Origin of the sequence: Erysipelothrix urinaevulpis (assembly GCF_009828835.1) — a bacterium.
In the GTDB taxonomy this organism is placed as follows: Bacteria; Bacillota_I; Bacilli_A; order Erysipelotrichales; family Erysipelotrichaceae; genus Erysipelothrix; species Erysipelothrix urinaevulpis.
This window is the reverse complement of sequence record NZ_WTTB01000002.1, coordinates 124,758-141,575: the sequence shown is the minus strand read 5'-3', so window position 1 is coordinate 141,575 and position 16,818 is coordinate 124,758. Positions and strand designations below refer to the sequence as shown.

21 protein-coding genes are annotated in these 16,818 nt (G+C 35.7%); all 21 read right to left on the bottom strand.

Annotated features, from left to right (window positions below; translation table 11 throughout):
* Positions 1-2: 2 nt before the first annotated feature.
* Positions 3-1,373, bottom strand: a complete 1,371-nt coding sequence (locus GVV10_RS02715; RefSeq protein WP_159519348.1) for a glycine--tRNA ligase — start codon at positions 1,371-1,373, stop codon at positions 3-5.
* A gap of 26 nt (positions 1,374-1,399) precedes the next feature.
* Positions 1,400-2,086: a DNA repair protein RecO gene (gene recO, locus GVV10_RS02710; RefSeq protein ID WP_159519346.1), complete on the bottom strand. Its 687-nt coding sequence runs from the start codon at positions 2,084-2,086 to the stop codon at positions 1,400-1,402.
* Positions 2,079-2,972 carry a GTPase Era gene (gene era, locus GVV10_RS02705; protein WP_159519344.1) on the bottom strand — a complete coding sequence of 298 codons (894 nt, stop codon included), beginning with the start codon at positions 2,970-2,972 and terminating at the stop codon, positions 2,079-2,081. The genes recO and era overlap by 8 nt, the downstream gene beginning before the upstream one ends.
* Positions 2,962-3,363: a cytidine deaminase gene (gene cdd / locus GVV10_RS02700; RefSeq protein WP_159519342.1), complete on the bottom strand. Its 402-nt coding sequence runs from the start codon at positions 3,361-3,363 to the stop codon at positions 2,962-2,964. The genes era and cdd overlap by 11 nt, the downstream gene beginning before the upstream one ends.
* Positions 3,360-3,710, bottom strand: coding sequence for a diacylglycerol kinase (locus tag GVV10_RS02695; protein ID WP_159519340.1), 351 nt, complete (start codon positions 3,708-3,710; stop codon positions 3,360-3,362). Before GVV10_RS02695 ends, cdd begins: the two co-directional genes overlap by 4 nt.
* Complete coding sequence (gene ybeY, locus GVV10_RS02690) at positions 3,707-4,144, bottom strand: rRNA maturation RNase YbeY (RefSeq protein WP_159519338.1); 438 nt, start codon at positions 4,142-4,144, stop codon at positions 3,707-3,709. Before ybeY ends, GVV10_RS02695 begins: the two co-directional genes overlap by 4 nt.
* A gap of 74 nt (positions 4,145-4,218) precedes the next feature.
* On the bottom strand, positions 4,219-4,854 hold the full coding sequence (phoU, locus tag GVV10_RS02685; protein ID WP_236261853.1) for a phosphate signaling complex protein PhoU: 636 nt from the start codon (positions 4,852-4,854) through the stop codon (positions 4,219-4,221).
* A 12-nt stretch (positions 4,855-4,866) separates the two neighbouring features.
* Positions 4,867-5,619: a phosphate ABC transporter ATP-binding protein PstB gene (gene pstB / locus GVV10_RS02680; RefSeq protein WP_159519336.1), complete on the bottom strand. Its 753-nt coding sequence runs from the start codon at positions 5,617-5,619 to the stop codon at positions 4,867-4,869.
* 2 nt (positions 5,620-5,621) lie between these two features.
* Positions 5,622-6,845: a phosphate ABC transporter permease PstA gene (gene pstA / locus GVV10_RS02675; protein ID WP_159519334.1), complete on the bottom strand. Its 1,224-nt coding sequence runs from the start codon at positions 6,843-6,845 to the stop codon at positions 5,622-5,624.
* The gene (pstC, locus tag GVV10_RS02670) at positions 6,842-7,753 is read right to left on the bottom strand and encodes a phosphate ABC transporter permease subunit PstC (protein ID WP_236261852.1); all 912 of its coding nucleotides are present in this window, start codon (positions 7,751-7,753) and stop codon (positions 6,842-6,844) included. The genes pstA and pstC overlap by 4 nt, the downstream gene beginning before the upstream one ends.
* A gap of 53 nt (positions 7,754-7,806) precedes the next feature.
* Positions 7,807-8,715 carry a substrate-binding domain-containing protein gene (locus tag GVV10_RS02665; RefSeq protein WP_159519330.1) on the bottom strand — a complete coding sequence of 303 codons (909 nt, stop codon included), beginning with the start codon at positions 8,713-8,715 and terminating at the stop codon, positions 7,807-7,809.
* Between the two features lie 79 nt (positions 8,716-8,794).
* Positions 8,795-10,003, bottom strand: a complete 1,209-nt coding sequence (locus GVV10_RS02660; RefSeq protein ID WP_159519328.1) for a sensor histidine kinase — start codon at positions 10,001-10,003, stop codon at positions 8,795-8,797.
* The gene (locus tag GVV10_RS02655) at positions 9,987-10,655 is read right to left on the bottom strand and encodes a response regulator transcription factor (RefSeq protein ID WP_159519326.1); all 669 of its coding nucleotides are present in this window, start codon (positions 10,653-10,655) and stop codon (positions 9,987-9,989) included. The genes GVV10_RS02660 and GVV10_RS02655 overlap by 17 nt, the downstream gene beginning before the upstream one ends.
* Positions 10,627-11,613: a PhoH family protein gene (locus tag GVV10_RS02650; protein WP_159519324.1), complete on the bottom strand. Its 987-nt coding sequence runs from the start codon at positions 11,611-11,613 to the stop codon at positions 10,627-10,629. The genes GVV10_RS02655 and GVV10_RS02650 overlap by 29 nt, the downstream gene beginning before the upstream one ends.
* Positions 11,614-11,708: 95 nt before the next feature.
* Positions 11,709-11,894, bottom strand: coding sequence for a 30S ribosomal protein S21 (gene rpsU, locus GVV10_RS02645; RefSeq protein ID WP_159519322.1), 186 nt, complete (start codon positions 11,892-11,894; stop codon positions 11,709-11,711).
* A gap of 130 nt (positions 11,895-12,024) precedes the next feature.
* A complete protein-coding gene (deoC, locus tag GVV10_RS02640; RefSeq protein ID WP_159519320.1) occupies positions 12,025-12,687 on the bottom strand; it encodes a deoxyribose-phosphate aldolase in 663 nt (220 codons plus the stop codon).
* The gene (locus GVV10_RS02635) at positions 12,684-14,123 is read right to left on the bottom strand and encodes a UDP-N-acetylmuramoyl-L-alanyl-D-glutamate--2,6-diaminopimelate ligase (protein ID WP_159519318.1); all 1,440 of its coding nucleotides are present in this window, start codon (positions 14,121-14,123) and stop codon (positions 12,684-12,686) included. The genes deoC and GVV10_RS02635 overlap by 4 nt, the downstream gene beginning before the upstream one ends.
* Positions 14,120-14,854: a hypothetical protein gene (locus GVV10_RS02630; RefSeq protein WP_159519316.1), complete on the bottom strand. Its 735-nt coding sequence runs from the start codon at positions 14,852-14,854 to the stop codon at positions 14,120-14,122. Before GVV10_RS02630 ends, GVV10_RS02635 begins: the two co-directional genes overlap by 4 nt.
* Entirely contained in the window at positions 14,851-15,552 is a 702-nt protein-coding gene (locus GVV10_RS02625) for a 16S rRNA (uracil(1498)-N(3))-methyltransferase (RefSeq protein WP_159519314.1), read from the bottom strand. Before GVV10_RS02625 ends, GVV10_RS02630 begins: the two co-directional genes overlap by 4 nt.
* Positions 15,552-16,307, bottom strand: a complete 756-nt coding sequence (locus tag GVV10_RS02620) for a pseudouridine synthase (RefSeq protein WP_236261851.1) — start codon at positions 16,305-16,307, stop codon at positions 15,552-15,554. The genes GVV10_RS02625 and GVV10_RS02620 overlap by 1 nt, the downstream gene beginning before the upstream one ends.
* The gene (scpB, locus tag GVV10_RS02615) at positions 16,282-16,818 is read right to left on the bottom strand and encodes an SMC-Scp complex subunit ScpB (protein WP_159519312.1); all 537 of its coding nucleotides are present in this window, start codon (positions 16,816-16,818) and stop codon (positions 16,282-16,284) included. The genes GVV10_RS02620 and scpB overlap by 26 nt, the downstream gene beginning before the upstream one ends.

Sequence of the window (16,818 nt, the reverse complement as noted above, 5' to 3'; positions counted from 1 at the left end):
AATCACCCATTAATTTCTTTTCTTATGATTTCTTTTGCTTCTTCTACAGATACACGAACTTGTTCCATTGAATCACGGTATCTTAATGTAACTTGTTGATCTTCTAGTGTATCAAAATCAACTGTAACACAAAATGGTGTTCCGACTTCATCTTGACGACGGTAACGTTTACCTATTGAACCCGTTTCATCATAATCACTGGTGAATTCTTTCATGAATTCGCCCAATATGTCATGCGCTGTATCGCCAAGTTTTTTGGAAAGTGGTAAAACAGCAACCTTAATTGGAGCCACTTTCGGTGAGAATCGCATCACAATTCGTTTACCTTTTTCTAATTCTTCTTCATCATATGCCTCACAAATCAGTGCGAGCATGAGACGTTCAACACCTAAAGAAGGTTCAACACAATACGGAATGTATTTTTCATTTGTTTCAGGATCGTGATACTCCATATTAACTTTGGAATGCTCTTGATGTTGTTTTAGATCAAAATCAGTTCGATCAGCAATTCCCCATAATTCATCAAAGCCCCAAGGGAATTGATATTCTATATCCGCAGTCGCAACAGAATAGTGAGATAACTCTTCCTCATCATGGTCTCTAAACATTAAATTTTCTTTCGATAAACCTAAATCATAGAGGAAATCCATACTAAATTCTTTCCAATAGTTGTACCATTTTAAATCTTCACCCGGCTTAACAAAGAACTCTAATTCCATTTGTTCAAATTCACGGGTTCTAAAAATAAAATTACCTGGTGTAATCTCATTTCTAAATGATTTTCCAATTTGTGCAATTCCAAATGGTAATTTTTTACGCATTGAGCGTTGGACATTACGATAATTCACAAACATCCCTTGTGCTGTTTCTGGTCTTAAGTAAACAGCATTAGCTTTATCTTCAATTACACCTTGAAATGTTTTAAACATTAAGTTGAATTGACGGATATCCGTAAAATCACCAGACCCACAATTTGGACACTTGATTTCTTTTTCTTTAATATAATCTTGCATTGCTTCAATTGACATTGCACCAGCATTAACACTTGCATCAAACGCTTCAATTAATTTATCTGCGCGATGACGAGTTTTACATTGACGACAATCCATCAATGGATCATTAAATGTATCAAGGTGCCCACTTGCTTCCCACACCTTTGGATTCATTAAAATTGCTGATTGAATCCCAACATTATAAGGGTTGCGTGAAACAAATGCATCCCACCATAATCGTTTAACATTTTCTTTTAATTCTACCCCTAAAGGACCAAAGTCCCATGTGTTCGCAAGGCCTCCGTAAATTTCAGATCCCTGATAAACAAAACCACTTACTCTAACATGACTTACAATCGTCTCAAATTCAAACTTTTTCATTCAATCACCTTTCATAACTCTTTCTATTATACACGAGTTTTCAATTTCCAACTATGGATATTTAGATCCGCATAGTATGAAATGTACTGAATTAAACGATTCAACACATTTTCATAGACCTCTTGTGACATTTTTACATCTTTATCAAGCGCTAAACTATATAGAAAGGCTAATTCATCTTTGTCGTCTTTCACTCGACTATGAATTTGACATAGAAAACCAGCATCTCTGATTGAAAAACTATTGATTGCTTTTGAATCACAAATGCTACACCCTGATAAATTCGGTGTTATTCCATGAACCTTCGAAAAATAGTATATCATTTTACATAGTTCTTTCGCTCTATATTTTTCATTGATTATGGCTTCATACCAATCATAAATACCATGAGCATTATCCTGGTGATAGAGTTTAATCACCAACTCACTTAGAATTGAAGCCTCAATCAACCAATCATAATCATCTCTTTGTTTAAAAAAACCTTCGTTTAACTGTCCGCCGACAATTCGATTCAAGCGATTTTCTCGATAATTCATTGTATACGTTACATTTGAAAATTCCAAACCTAATCGAGATTGTTTCGTATTTGCTTTGTAATAACCTGGCAAGACAAGATTCAAGAGACCTAAATCATAAGACAAGAACTTTATCATTGCATCATGTTCTTTATACTCTTGAACACTTAATACATAACCAGTTACCTCATTATTCATCTTCAGGTTCGATGTATCCAAGTTGATTCAACATCTTCGCTTTGTTTCGCCAATCTTTTTCAACTTTAACATGGGTCTCTAAGAATATTGGCATTTGTAATAACGTCTCAAGTTCCTCGCGAGCGTATTGACCAATTTTTCGAATCATTTGGCCTTGCTTACCAATGATAATTCCTTTTTGTGATGGTCTTTCAACCATAATGACCGCTGAGACCACCGTTGTATTTTTTTTGCGTACTATTTTTTCAATGGCAACAGCGACTGAATGGGGAATTTCCTCTTCAGTCAATCGAATCACTTTTTCTCGAATAATTTCTGCCATGATAAATTGCTCTGGATAAGCACTGACTTGATCTTCTGGATAATACATCGGTCCTTCTTCTAAATATTGAAGCGTCACATCAACCAAGGTATCAAGGTTTTTATGATCGCTTGCTGAAATTGGAATGATTTCTTTAAACCCGCGATCTTTTAGTGTTTCAATTCTCAGCAAGAGCTCATCTTGACTCATTTTATCGATTTTGTTGATTATTAGAAAAACGGGAAGCTTAGTACTTTCTAAACGTTTGATGACAAATTCGTCACCTTTACCAATCTCTTCACTTCCATCCATGACATAATAAATGACATCGACCCCTTTAAAGTGAGAAAAAGACGTTTGATTCATTCGATCACCTAAACGATGTTTAGGTTTATGAATTCCTGGTGTATCAATAAAAATCATTTGATCATTTGGCGTTGTCCGTACCGCGATAATTGCATCACGAGTTGTTTGTGGTTTGTCACTAATAATCGCAACTTTTTGTTTTACTAATTGGTTAATAAGGGTTGACTTACCAGCATTGGGTCGGCCAACAATTGATATAAATCCTGATTTAAAGCTCATCTAAGTCCTTCTTTCCAAATTGAAATGGCATCAATTCATTAATTGTTGTATCTTTGCTTTCTTTTTTATTTGATAGATATATGGGGCAATCGCCTGGAATTAACTCACTCAACACTTGACGACATATTCCGCAAGGTCCCGCTAAAATTTTTCCATCCGTTACGATTGCGACGGCTTGAATATCGTTTTGACGATATCCTTGTGAGTAGGCTGCGTAAACTGCAGAACGTTCGGCACAGTTTGTCGCGCCAAACGATGCATTTTCAATGTTTGCACCAATCACGATTGTTCCATCATTTAATAAAAACGCTGATCCAACATGATAATTTGAATACGGTGCATAGGCATTCCCCATCGCTTCAAAAGCTTTTTCTAATAGTTTTTCTTTCATAGTAGTCTCCTTAAAATTATAACTCCTGCAACGATAAGTGCATAAACAGCTGCTAACAGTACTGCAGCTGCCGCCATATCTTTAATCCCTTTGACTTGTAGATCATAACGATTAACAAGCAAGTCACACATATCTTCTAAGGTTGAATTAATAAATTCAGTAATCAATACAATAAAAATTGCAGTTAATACAAAGAGCCATTCTAACCACGATATCTTTATAAAAACAAAAAATATCATTGTAATTGATGCAATGATAAATTGTAAAATGATACTAGGGTCGTTTTTCAACGCTGTTTTTAAGCCTTCAAAAGCATTTGCAAACTTTTGAATTATTTGCGTTATCATAGTCTTTCAGCAATGCCAGAAAGGATTTCGTTTTGAAGTCCAAACATTTCCTTTTCATCATCTGGTGTCATATGGTCATACCCTAGTAAATGAAGATAACCATGTGTCACTAAAAAACAAAATTCTCGGCGAATTGAATGACCATATTCTTCAGCTTGACGAACAACAGCACCTGTTGAAATAAGCAAATCACCAAGATGGGTCAAGCCATCCATTGTTTCACCATCCACAAAACTTAGGACATCTGTTGTTTTGTCAATATCTCGATAATCGCGATTGTAGTTTTGCATTGTTTCATCATCGACCATGACAACATTGACAGAAACTTCCATACTTTGATTGAGGTGACTTAGCGTCTTTTCTAAAATAGTTTTGAGATCTATTTCATAGGCTTCAAACGCTGGCTCAATCTCGTTTATAAAATTTATTTGCATCTTATCACATCCGATATCATTATATCATATCAATTCCCATATTTGAACGAATAAAAAAGAGCAAGGTCTTGCTCTTATCCAAAATCAATATGTTGTCCTTTTACGATATAAATGATTTGTTCACAGATATTTTTTGAGTGGTCCCCTGCTCGTTCAATATTTCGAGCAATTGTCGTTAATTCGAAAGGAAATCCATCATTTTTCTCTGCATTATCTGCTAATAAATGTGTAAATGCTTTAAACTCCATATCCAGATCATCATCTAATGATGCGACTCGATAGGCTTCTTTCACATTTCTTTTCTCCATAACATCCAAAACTTCATCAAAATTATTAAGAAATATATTGGTTAAATTAACAATTTCTTCTCTGAATCGCGGATCCACAGTTTTTGATTTAATAACAAAACGGCCGATATTTTTTGCATAGTCACCAATCCGTTCTAAGTCATTTGCAATTTTTATACCGCCAATCAACATCCGTAAATCTTTTGCAACGGGCTGCATTAAGGTCAATATTTCAATCGCTTGATCATTGATGCTTTCATCAGCATAGTTAATGAAGTCATCTCCTTCAACAACCGCTAACGCTAATTCTTTGTCATCTTTCATGAATGCTTCCATCGCTTTGGCCATGGCGTGTCGAGTTCTAAGGCCCATATCTTGTAATTCTTTGTCAAAGGATTGCATTCTATTTTCTATTCTCATCATTGTGATATCCTCCTATCCGAATCGTCCGGTAATGTAATCTTCAGTACGTTTATCTTTAGGTGTGTGGAATAAGACCTTTGTTTCAGAATACTCAATTAATTCACCTAAAAGAAAGTACGCTGTCATATCACTAATACGTGCAGCTTGTTGCATTGAGTGAGTGACAATAATAATTGTATAATCTTTCTTTAATTCCAAAATTAACTCTTCGATCTTTGCTGTTGCAATTGGATCAAGGGCCGATGTTGGCTCATCCATCAGAATCACTTTAGGTTTAAGGGCAATCGCACGTGCAATACACAGTCTTTGTTGCTGACCACCCGATAAGCGTAGTGCAGATGTATGTAAACGATCCGCCACTTCCTCATACAATGCTGCTGATTTTAACGATTCAACAACTGTTTCTTCAATCAACTTTTTATCTTTAATCCCTTGCACACGTAATCCATAAGCAACATTGTCAAAGATGGACATTGGAAATGGGTTGGGATTTTGAAAGACCATTCCAACTTTCGTTCTCAAATCAACAACATCGGTATCTTTCGCATAGATATCACTGCCTTCAAACGTCATTGTTCCTTCAATCTTACAATTTGCTACTAAATCGTTCATTCGATTAAAGCATCGTAAAAATGTTGATTTCCCACAACCAGATGGACCGATAAGCGCTGTCACTTTTTGCTGTTTAATCTCTAAATTTATGTCTTTTAATGCGTGGTTATCACCGTAATATAAATTCAAATCTTCTATTTTAAATGTTTTCATTTCTAATGACCTAACTTTCTTTCTAATCGATTCGAGAAAAACTTAACGCTTAAATTCAGCACTAAGACAATCGCTAAAATAATGATGGATATGGCTGAAGCCAATTCAAAATTTGGTTGTTCTTGACTCATGACTGACCAAATATGAACCGCTAAACTTGTTGCACCTTGTCCGATTTGTGGAGCATCGTTTACAAAGGTTCCCATTGTATAAATTAAAGCAGCTGATTCACCAATTACACGTGATATTGCTAAAAGTACTGCTGATAAAATGCCAGGAAGTGCTGAAGGTAAGATAATTTTAAAGATTGTCTGTGTTTTTGTTGCACCTAAGGATAAAGAAGCCATGCGAAGACCATCTGGTACAACTTTCAAAGACTCTTGAATGGAACGAATAATCACCGGTAACAAAATAACCGACATTGTTAAGGCTCCTAACAAAATGCTTAATCCCTCAATTTTAAATAATGATGTAATGGGATAAAGAACAATGACACCCATTAAACCAAAAATAATACTTGGAACACCTGCCAATAAGTCAATGGAATATTCAATCAATCGAGCAATTTTACCTTTGTTTGAAATTTCATTAAGATAAATTGCCGCAAACATTCCTAACGGTAAGGCAATAAGCAAGGAAATGGCGATTAACATTAGGGTTGCGACTAATGACCCCCATATACCACCTCCTGGCGTTTTATAATAGAGACTTTCAACCGATTGACTTTCTTCAAGTGCATTGACGACATCTTCAGCATTCGATTTATAAATCATACCGATATTTTTTTTGCTTCCATCGTCATTCACTAACGTCATTTTTTCGATTTGGTCCCCTGCTTGAACACGTTGTGTTTTTCCTTTATCAGGACCCGCACTGGCATTAACTGAATGATTGAAAATAGAATCTTCTTCAACCTTAACAATAACAACCTGTTTTTGTTTTTCATGATTAATGAAGTCTTTAACTTCAATTCCGTATTGAGATGAATAAGCATGCCCTTCACTCATATTGTCTGGTGCCGGGAATTCATGAGGACTCTTGGAATCAAAACTAACTAAATAATTTTGTGACCAATAATCATTTCGAATCATATCAAAACTCAAACTGTCTTTTCCTTTCACCACAACAAATGAAAAGATTGCGATCAAAATCAATATTGAAAATGACGAGGCAATATAAGTGATCGCATTATATATAAAGTCTTTAATTTTTCTTTCCTTTGTCATTTTCCTTCATTCCCCACTTTCTTTTTAATAAAATGGATTGCTAGATTTGAAATCAAAATGGTAATCATCAATACAATCCCAACTGAGTATCGAACATCATAATCAACACCACTTGTTTCATTGAGCCCCGACAACATGGTTGAAGTTAGGGTTCGAGTGATATCAAAGGGATGGAAAGAGGGTCCGATTGGTCGGTTCCCAGCGACCATTGAAACCGCAGTTGCCTCACCAAATGCACGGGCTAAACCTAATATTAATCCTGCAAAAATTCCAGACTTTGCAGCGGTTAAAACCACTTTAAAATTTGTTTGTGTTTGAGAAGCACCGAGTGCTAAGCTAGCGTGTTCCAAATCTTGTTTCACTGATTTAATGGCAACAATGCTCAATGAGGTCATTGTTGGTAAGATCATAATTGCCAGCAAAATACTTACGGCCATCACAGAGCGTCCCCCAAAGGTTGAATAATTAAAAGCTGCCGCTAATTTATCAACACCTTGAACAATCACTCCAGATGCAAAGACACCATAGACAACCGAAGGAACTGCAGCCAGTAACTCTATAACGGTTGTTAAAACATTTCGAATTGGTTTCGGTGCAATTTTAACAATAAAAAGTGCGGTAAGAACTGAGACAGGGAACGAGATTAAAATTGCGAAGAATGCCGTGAATAATGTATTAACAACAATAAAAAATACACCGTATTTCCCTTGGTCAGCACGCCATGTTAAGCCGGTTAAAAACTCACCTAAATTCAATCGACCAGGGTATGATGGCATGAAAACTGAGACCCCTCTTTTAATAATGAACACAAAGATAAAAAATATCATTGACGCTGCAATGATTGCCGCCAATGTAAATAAGACATGAAAAAAACTATCATTCAGTTTTTTTCTTTTTTGATAATCCATAATCATTTCCTCCAAGCTTTAAAAGCTTAGCAAAAGCTAAGCTTCAATCATCATTATTTAATATCAGACCATTTGGTTAATTTACCACCGAAGATATCAACGAGTTGTGATGCTGTTAAATTAGTAACTGCTTCATTGTCTTTATGAGCAACAACGACAACCGCATCTTTACTGTATACACCAGTTTTTAATCCAGCATCCACGGTTTCTTCCGCTTTAAATTCTCGAGATGCAAATCCGATATCAATTGTATTGGCACCATCTTTTTCACTACCTAAAGTTCGCTTAAACCCATCACCTGAACCGGTATGATTTGGTTCAAACTTGAAATTTCCTGCCATTGGAATAAATGATGCGACAGCTTCATTGAGTGTTTTTTCAACAGAGGTTGATCCGCCAGTTTTAATAACAATTGCTGAATTATCTTGATCAACGATTGGATGGTTTTTCTTTAATTCATCCCAAGGTGTTCCTGCATCAACATCAACAATTCCACCAGCTGCTAAGACTACTTCACGTCCTTCTTTAGAGTTTTCAATGTAATCGATAAGCGCAAGCACTAAGTCTTCTTTTTCTTGACTACCAAAATCTCCTTGAGCACGTGTTACATATGAAAATGGACGGGCAAGTTGATAGTCTGATTTATTGACTGAATCAATCGTTGCTTCAACCCCTTCGTACTGAAGTGCTTTTAAGTTATTGGCTTCAAAATCAGTTGTTAATGATACATAACCAATTGCATTTTTGTTAGCACCAACTTGTTTGGCCATATCGCCATTACCACTTGTTTCAGCACTTTCATCTGTAAGACTTTCTAAACCAATAATTGATTCAAATGCTTCACGTGTCCCTGATGCGCCATCACGGGTATAAACTTTAATTGTTTCATCGCCACTTCCACCTGCTGGTGAACAAGCAACAAGTAAACCTAAGATTAATAAACTTGAAAAAAGTTTCTTCATTTAAATTCTCCTCCACACAGAACTTACCTTCTGTAGTGCTATCATAAGAGATTTAAATAAAGAAACTAATAATAGAATGTTAAATCTGTGTTAACTTTGTTATAAATGTTGTACCTTTGCCATAAATACTATCAACTTCTAAGCTTCCGTTGTGCGCTTCAATAATTGACTTGGAGATTGCTAAACCTAATCCACTGCCACCTTGTTCACGATTACGATCACTTTCACCTCGATAGAACCTGTCAAAAATATGAGGTAAGAGTTCCTTTTTAATTCCTTTGCCATCATCACTAAAACTAATCGTGACTTCATCACGTTTTTTACTGCAATCAATTTCAATGGTTCCGTTTTTAGCATAATTAATTGAATTGTTAATGAGGTTTAAATACACTTGACTCAACCTAAACTGATCAGCAAAGACGGTGATATCAGAAGGACAATTAATTTTCACTTTAATATTAGCTTGATGAAGTTCTTGTCGACGTTCATAAACTAGGCCGTCAAAGAATTGTCGTAGATTAAAGACTGATTTTTCAAGATAGACTTTATTTGCTTTTAATCTTGATTGTAATAAGAGGTCTTTGACAATAAGATCAAGACGTCCGGTTTCTTTTTCAATTTGCTCCAAGAATTCTTTCAATGTTTCAGGATCATTAAACCCTGGACGGTTGAGAATTTCGGCCATGCCTTTAATAGAAGCAATGGGTGTTCTAAGTTCATGACTTGCATCTGCAATAAAGCGTTTTTGCATTTTTTCGCCTTCAGTCACTCGTGTCACATCTTGGAAAATGAGCATGCAACCTGTATAACGGTTATCGTTGATGATTGGAATTGAATGAACTTGAAAATCTTGACCATGATAACTAAATTGACGAATAAATTGTTTTTCATTTAAAAATGCATCCAACATTATTTGACGTAGCGGCGAATCAATTGAAACATCATAAACATTATCAGGCATGACTTCAATCATTTGTTTAAAATAAACGTTAATAACCTCAAAATCACCGCGTTGATTAATATACACAAGTGGTGATGGGATCGCATCGATGAGTTGCGTTAATTTGCTTGAGGCATCCTCTACCAATCCGTCAGCTTCCTTGCGTTTGGTGTGTAAGGCTTGTTTCGCATCTTTTAATTCTAATTTTATTTTATAATCACGCATAAACCATGACCCCATTGAAAAGACAAGCAACACAAGAATCATGTAGGCGTTTTGGAAATAAATACCTAAGCTTGCAATAATAATGGCAACGACATAAAAAACCTTATTATCCTTTTGCGACATAGCCAACCCCCCTTAACGAGTCTATTTTTATATCAGCGTACTTTAATTTTTGTCTTAATTTGAAGACATGCACATCAACAATACGGGTATCACCGTCATAATCAAAATTCCAAATTTCAGTTAGAATTTGATCTCTTGATAACACAAGATTTAAATTATCCATAAAATACACAAGCAAATCATACTCTTTTTTTGTTAATTCAACTTCAAGCTCATCGACTTCTACTTTATGTTGTTGAGGGAACAAGACAACATTTCCAACGACAACCTTGTCATTGTTTTCTTTGGGCACAACACGTTTTAGGTGAGCATTGATTCTTGCTGTTAATTCTCTAGGAGAAAAGGGTTTACTCAGATAGTCATCCACACCTGCTTCAAACGCTTCTAAAATATCACTTTCTTCATCTTTGGCTGTTAACATCACAATGATCGCCATATTTCCATCATTTCTAAATCGTTCAACAAGTGTAATACCATCATAAACTGGTAACATCCAATCAATAACAATCACATCATAGTCGTTTTCATTAACGTACTCAATCGCTTCGGCACCATCTTTTGCTGAATCGACTTCAAACCCTAGTTGACGTAGATCATATCGAAGTAAACGTCGAATACCGTCCTCATCTTCGATTATTAGAATTTTTCTCATCTTCGATCGCTCCTTTTTCAAACCCTTTTAATATTTTACTGACCAATGGGTGTCTTACAATATCTGATGTTGATAATTGTACAAATGATATTTCTTTAATATCTTTCAAATATCTTTTTGCAATGACTAGGCCTGATTCTTGATTATATGGTAGGTCAATCTGTTGAATATCACCATTCACAATCATTTTAGAGTTCTCACCTAAGCGTGATAAAAACATCATCATTTGTGATTTAGTGGTATTTTGGGCTTCATCTAAAATTACAACGGCATTGTCTAGTGTTCGACCACGCATATAGGCTAAAGGAGCAATTTCTATAATTCCCTTTTCAATATATCGTTCGGTTCTTTCTTGTGACAACAAGTCATCCAATGCGTCATATAACGGTCTTAAATATGGATCCACCTTCTCTTTTAAATCACCGGGTAAAAAACCTAAATTCTCGCCCGCTTCAACGGCAGGTCTTGTTAAAATAATTTTACTAATTTCATTTTTTTTCAAGAGGTCTACAGCATATGCAACCGCTAAAAATGTTTTTCCTGTTCCAGCAGGGCCGATTGCAAAACAAAGATCATGATTTTTGATTTCATCAATCAACATTTTCTGTCCAAATGTCCTTGCTTTAATCGGTTTCCCTGAAAATGTCCGTGTTAAAACATCACTCATCATTTCTAGATAGCGTTCTTCTCGATTTGAGTTGACTGATGCAACTAAATGTGGCAAATCATTTTTTGATAAACGACCATATTGCTTCATACTTTTGTCCATTAATTCAATGACTGATTTGACTTTCTCACCGTTGTGCTCACCTTTAATCAGCAAGGTATTATCTCGGTAACGAATTTCAACGCCATACTTTTCTTCTAAATATAAAAAATTTTCATTGTTAACACCTACTAAATCTTGTAGGTTTGTTTCTAATTGATTGAGTTGAATCATAATCTCTTCCAAACTCATCCCTCCTACCTACTCATAATCATAACGTAATTTATTAAACATGCAAGATTTTGGATAAAAAAAAACAGAGATTTCTCTCTGTTGGTTATAATCGATTAACGACGTTTTTTATTACGAGCTTTTCTCGCTGCTTCCTGTTTTAATTTTTTACGGACGCCTGGTTTTACATAATACTCTCTTTTGCGAGCCTCAGCAAGGGTACCATTTCGCGATACTTGGCGTTTAAATCGACGTAGTGCGTCATCTAAACCTTCGTTATCTTTTAATACGACTTTCGACATGACAAACCTCCCTTCTGATGCAAGCATTATAATTATACCAAAGTAAGACTAAATAGCAAGAAAAAATTTAACATTTCTTCAATTATTTTTCACAATGCTATTTCAACGTAAACACGCTTCCTACGCAAGATTAATAATCTTCCTTAGAACTTAATCCTTCCATGATTGCAACGCCAGATGATGCACCAATGCGTGTCGCACCACGATCAACCATCGTTTGTAAATCTGCAAGTGAACGAACCCCACCTGAAGCTTTTACACCCATATCTAAACCGACAGTTTGTCTCATTAGCGCGACATCTTCTGGTGTTGCCCCACCGCTAGAAAAACCAGTTGATGTTTTAACAAAATCGGCTCCTGCTTCTTTTGAAAGTTCGCAAGCCTTCACGATCTCATCATCTGTTAATAAACACGTTTCAATGATCACCTTTAAAGTTTTCTCACCTGCAACCTGTTTCAATGCCTTAATCTCATGAAGAATCGTCTCATAACGGCCATCTTTTAAATCACTGACATTGATAACCATATCTAATTCATCCGCACCATCAGCGATGGCTTGTTGTGCTTCAAACACTTTAACACTCTCAGTGTTAGCACCCAAAGGAAAGCCAATCACTGTACAAACTAGGACACCACTTCCTTTTAATGCATCTGCTGCCGCTTTAACAAATCCTGGATTAATGCAAACCGACATAAAGTCATAAGTAATTGCTTCCTTACAAAGCTCTTGAATTTGCTCTAAACGTGCATCTTGTTTTAGTAATGTATGATCAATTAATTTATTAATTTTCATTTCATCCTCCTAAGCACCTTACGTGCTGCTTCATCATCGCCCATCCACTCTTCTTTTCCAAATTCACGATAAATGAACTTTTCTTCACCTTTACCAATTAATACAACCGCATCGCCTGACTTGGCCATGGACAATGCCTTTGTAATGGCATCGATCCGAATGGGTACAAATTCATAATTATCTTCTGGCATACCAGAAATAATATCTTGAGTAATATCAATAACTTTTTCGTTACGGTTATCATGTTCTGTTAAAATAACCCAATCACAGTTTTGACTGCTCACTTTTCCCATGATGGGTCTTTTTAAATGGTCACGAGCACCCGCTGCCCCAAAAACTGTGATCAAACGCCCCTCTTTGGGAAGTGTCGAACGAACAAATTGGTAGACTTTTTCCATGCTATCAGGTGCATGACCAAAATCAACATAGACATCAAAGTCTTGACCTTCTTCAATTCGAGTTAAACGACCATCAACATGCTCAATGTCAACAAGTTGTGCAATAATGCTTTCAAGAGCATACCCTTGTCCATGAAGGATTGCAATCACATTTAAACAATTATAAACATTGAACATCGCAACGAAATTAGTCACCACAGGATATTCAATTCCTTTATGAACTAAGATAAATTCCGTCTTATCGGAATAAAGTTCGATATCTTTTGCACGATAATCAGCATCTCCTTGCAGTCCATAGGTCACTGATCGTTGTGCATGTTTATTTAACAATCGTTTTCCATAGGGATCGTCTTGGTTGATGTAAAAGGGTGCATCTTTTTTCAATGAATCAAAGAGAATTTCCTTTGCCGCAAAGTAATCTTCCATTGTTTTGTGATAATCAAGATGATCATGACTCAAGTTTGTAAAACTTGCACTATCAAATTCAATCCCTTCAACACGGCGCAAGGCTAAGCCTTGACTGGATACCTCTAAACACACATCACTCACGCCACTATCAACCATATCTTTTAGATAAGCATTCAATTCCACGATATCAGGTGTGGTCAAACTGGGCGCTAAAACTTTATCCCCATATTCAACCGAAATCGTTCCAATATAACCAGCATTGACACCAAACCTCAATAAAATATTACGAACGGTTTTCATAACGGTACTTTTACCATTAGTCCCTGTTATACCAATCATCGTTAATTTTTGTGAAGGATAATCATAAAAACGATTTGAGACATCATGTAAGGTACTCATCACATCGTTTACTTGATGATAGACTACAGCATCATCCCGATAAATATCATCATGTCGGTGTACAATCGCAACCGCACCATTTTCAATCGCTTGTTGAACAAAACCATGGGCATCATGACTTAAGCCTTCAAGACAAAAGAAAATACTATTGGCTTGTTTTTCTCTAGAATCAAGCATAATAGATTGAATATCACGTGAACTTTCATTGTCTATGAGTTGGTTTAATTTCATAACTTTCCTCTTTTCATCATTTTTAAGTATTTTTTCTTGAGTCGTGGTGCCATTAAATCTTCATCATGCATGATTTGATAAACTGCACCTTGATTGTTTTGTGCAATCTCTTTCGCAACCGCATCAATTTTTTCAGCATCAATCTGACTTTTTACAAAGAGTGGAATCGATTCAACTGATTGGTTGGCATCAAGTTTAAAAAAAGTTTTAATGGTTGAATCAAACAGAACAATCTGATCGTTTGATTCATAGACAAAATGCGCAAAACTCATGTTTGCTTTAAATGGCAAGGTACCATAAGTGGTGATCGGTACTAATTCAGACTCAAAATTTTCATACAGTTTTAAAAATTGCGGTAACTCTAAAATCGCTGTTTCTTGATCATACAAGACATTCATTAAACGATTAAAAAAAGGAATATAAATCCTAGCCCCTTCAAACTCAAACGATTTCAACGATTGTTTTGTTTTGTTTAGGTCTTGACTAATGAAAAAATTCCGTTCATTAAAGGTCATGTTCTCCCACATATCTAAGTGTTCGCGCCTGAATAAATCATAACTTGTTTCAAACTTTTCTTTATTGTAAAGGGAAGTTTGAAACACTTGTAAGCATAAAAGATCAAAAACCTCAGTTTTTTTATACGGTAGTTTGAAACGTTTATTCAAGACCATTAACTCATTAATCTGTTTCTTTGACCATTTTTGTTTATGATACTTTTCCAACTTAATCATTCTATCACCTCAAATAACGATAAGTACGTAACGGCTGTCAAACCAGCTGTTTCTGCTCTCAAAATTGTTGGTAACAAGCTTTTACTTTCAAAGCCCATTGCACAAAAATGATGTCTTTCATCATCTGAAAAACCACCCTCTGGACCAATCAATACACTAACGCTTTCCATCTCTTTTGTTAAGTCATCATAGAGATTCGGATGCTTTCCAATGTCTAAGATGAAATTCGCTTTTTGCATTGCTTGTGTAATCGTATCTTTATCAAGAATTCCAATGACTGGCACTGCTTTTTCGCGATATGATTGTTCAGACGCTTCTTTCGCAATCTCATTAAATCGTTGTAATTTGCGATCTGTTCGTTGGCCAAAATCACGCACAACACCATGATCAGACTTATAGAGATAAATGGCATCAACACCCAACTCACAGGCTTTTTGAATCAGCCATTCTAACCGTTCTGAGCGAATTAGTGATGCAATTAATACTTTGTTTATTTTTTTCTTAGGAAATTGCAGGGTTTCGATCACTTCGAAATTTTGGTATGTATCATCTTTAAACTCGACAACTTGACCCTGTTCTTGCTTATCAACGAGGCGAACACGATCCCCTGGCTTCATTCTCAAAACTTTTTGACACTGATGAATCTGTTCTTTACTCAAGCGTGGATCATCCAGCGACTCAATAAAAAACTGTTGCATTATAACAACCCTTTAGCTGCCAATGTTAACTTCTTAATTTCAAACGGTTTTAACTCACGGTATTGACCAATTTTTAAGTCGTCCATGACCAAAGGCCCAAGAGCAAAACGGTGTAATTTTAGAACTGGTAATTTATAATGTTCAAACATTTTTCGTATTTGTCTGTTTTTACCTTCATATAACGTAATGGTTAACTGTGTTCGTTTTTTAGTTTCATCTTTTTTAACATTCTTTATATCAACACCTTGATATTCAACGCCATCAATGGTTACTCCTTCTTTGAGTTCATTGATGACATCATACGAAATAATCCCATCCAAACTAACTCGGTATTGTTTTTCTAAATCGAAGGAAGGGTGTGTCATGGTATGTGTAAATTCACCATCATTGGTTACAATGAGTGCTCCTGTGGTTTCTTTATCTAATCGACCAACTGGATAGACTCGTTCGGATGTCTTGATATGATCAACAACAGTTTGTCGATCAAAGCCATCTTCTACGGTTGATAAAACACCTTTAGGTTTGTTGATCAAATAATAAACAAATTCTGTCTTTAACTCTATTAATTGTCCATGAATTCTCACTTCATCCTGTGAACCCACTTGAACTCCTTGTTCTTTAATAACGTTGCCATTCACACTAACTTTACCTTGATCAATTAATTCTTCAGCTTTACGTCGTGAGCAGTACCCTGCATGTGCTATGTATTTTTGTAATCTCATTTTATTTTTATTCGAATAGGTCATGTTTTTCATCCATCATTTCTAGTTTAATTTCTGGTAATTCTTTTAATGTCGTGAGTTTAAACACATCCATAAAGGAAGGTGTCACCTCGTATAATTTAGGACGACCCACTGTTTCAGCACGTCCTGTTTCTTTAATTAAGTCCATCGCTTCTAATCGTCGACACATCATATCAGAGTTAACGCCTCTAATATCCTCAATTTCTAGGCGTGTGATCGGTTGTTTGTAAGCAATAATCGCCAACGTCTCTAAAGCAGCTTGAGATAGGTTTCTTGTTTTATTAAATTCAATCATCTCTGCAATTAAATCGTGAAGTTCATGTTTCGTAACCAATTTATAAACTTCACCATAGTCAACAAGTTTTAATCCACGATCATCTGCTTTTAAATGCTGTTGATAATCCAAAATCAACTGTTCAAATGATTCATTATTCAAATCAAGCGCTTTTGTAATTTGTTCAGCATCCAAGCCTTCGTCTCCAAAAGCAAACAAAAGGCCTTCAAGCTTAGCAATACTTTTCAT

Excerpts from the sequence above, each read along its gene's own strand:
- GVV10_RS02715 (WP_159519348.1), bottom strand. The coding sequence starts at position 1,373 with ATGAAAAAGTTTGAATTTGAGACGATTGTAAGTCATGTTAGAGTAAGT.
- recO (WP_159519346.1), bottom strand. The coding sequence starts at position 2,086 with ATGAATAATGAGGTAACTGGTTATGTATTAAGTGTTCAAGAGTATAAA.
- era (WP_159519344.1), bottom strand. The coding sequence starts at position 2,972 with ATGAGCTTTAAATCAGGATTTATATCAATTGTTGGCCGACCCAATGCT.
- cdd (WP_159519342.1), bottom strand. The coding sequence starts at position 3,363 with ATGAAAGAAAAACTATTAGAAAAAGCTTTTGAAGCGATGGGGAATGCC.
- GVV10_RS02695 (WP_159519340.1), bottom strand. The coding sequence starts at position 3,710 with ATGATAACGCAAATAATTCAAAAGTTTGCAAATGCTTTTGAAGGCTTA.
- ybeY (WP_159519338.1), bottom strand. The coding sequence starts at position 4,144 with ATGCAAATAAATTTTATAAACGAGATTGAGCCAGCGTTTGAAGCCTAT.
- phoU (WP_236261853.1), bottom strand. The coding sequence starts at position 4,854 with ATGATGAGAATAGAAAATAGAATGCAATCCTTTGACAAAGAATTACAA.
- pstB (WP_159519336.1), bottom strand. The coding sequence starts at position 5,619 with ATGAAAACATTTAAAATAGAAGATTTGAATTTATATTACGGTGATAAC.
- pstA (WP_159519334.1), bottom strand. The coding sequence starts at position 6,845 with ATGACAAAGGAAAGAAAAATTAAAGACTTTATATATAATGCGATCACT.
- pstC (WP_236261852.1), bottom strand. The coding sequence starts at position 7,753 with ATGGATTATCAAAAAAGAAAAAAACTGAATGATAGTTTTTTTCATGTC.
- GVV10_RS02665 (WP_159519330.1), bottom strand. The coding sequence starts at position 8,715 with ATGAAGAAACTTTTTTCAAGTTTATTAATCTTAGGTTTACTTGTTGCT.
- GVV10_RS02660 (WP_159519328.1), bottom strand. The coding sequence starts at position 10,003 with ATGTCGCAAAAGGATAATAAGGTTTTTTATGTCGTTGCCATTATTATT.
- GVV10_RS02655 (WP_159519326.1), bottom strand. The coding sequence starts at position 10,655 with ATGAGAAAAATTCTAATAATCGAAGATGAGGACGGTATTCGACGTTTA.
- GVV10_RS02650 (WP_159519324.1), bottom strand. The coding sequence starts at position 11,613 with ATGAGTTTGGAAGAGATTATGATTCAACTCAATCAATTAGAAACAAAC.
- rpsU (WP_159519322.1), bottom strand. The coding sequence starts at position 11,894 with ATGTCGAAAGTCGTATTAAAAGATAACGAAGGTTTAGATGACGCACTA.
- deoC (WP_159519320.1), bottom strand. The coding sequence starts at position 12,687 with ATGAAAATTAATAAATTAATTGATCATACATTACTAAAACAAGATGCA.
- GVV10_RS02635 (WP_159519318.1), bottom strand. The coding sequence starts at position 14,123 with ATGAAATTAAACCAACTCATAGACAATGAAAGTTCACGTGATATTCAA.
- GVV10_RS02630 (WP_159519316.1), bottom strand. The coding sequence starts at position 14,854 with ATGATTAAGTTGGAAAAGTATCATAAACAAAAATGGTCAAAGAAACAG.
- GVV10_RS02625 (WP_159519314.1), bottom strand. The coding sequence starts at position 15,552 with ATGCAACAGTTTTTTATTGAGTCGCTGGATGATCCACGCTTGAGTAAA.
- GVV10_RS02620 (WP_236261851.1), bottom strand. The coding sequence starts at position 16,307 with ATGAAAAACATGACCTATTCGAATAAAAATAAAATGAGATTACAAAAA.
- scpB (WP_159519312.1), bottom strand. The coding sequence starts at position 16,818 with ATGAAAAGTATTGCTAAGCTTGAAGGCCTTTTGTTTGCTTTTGGAGAC.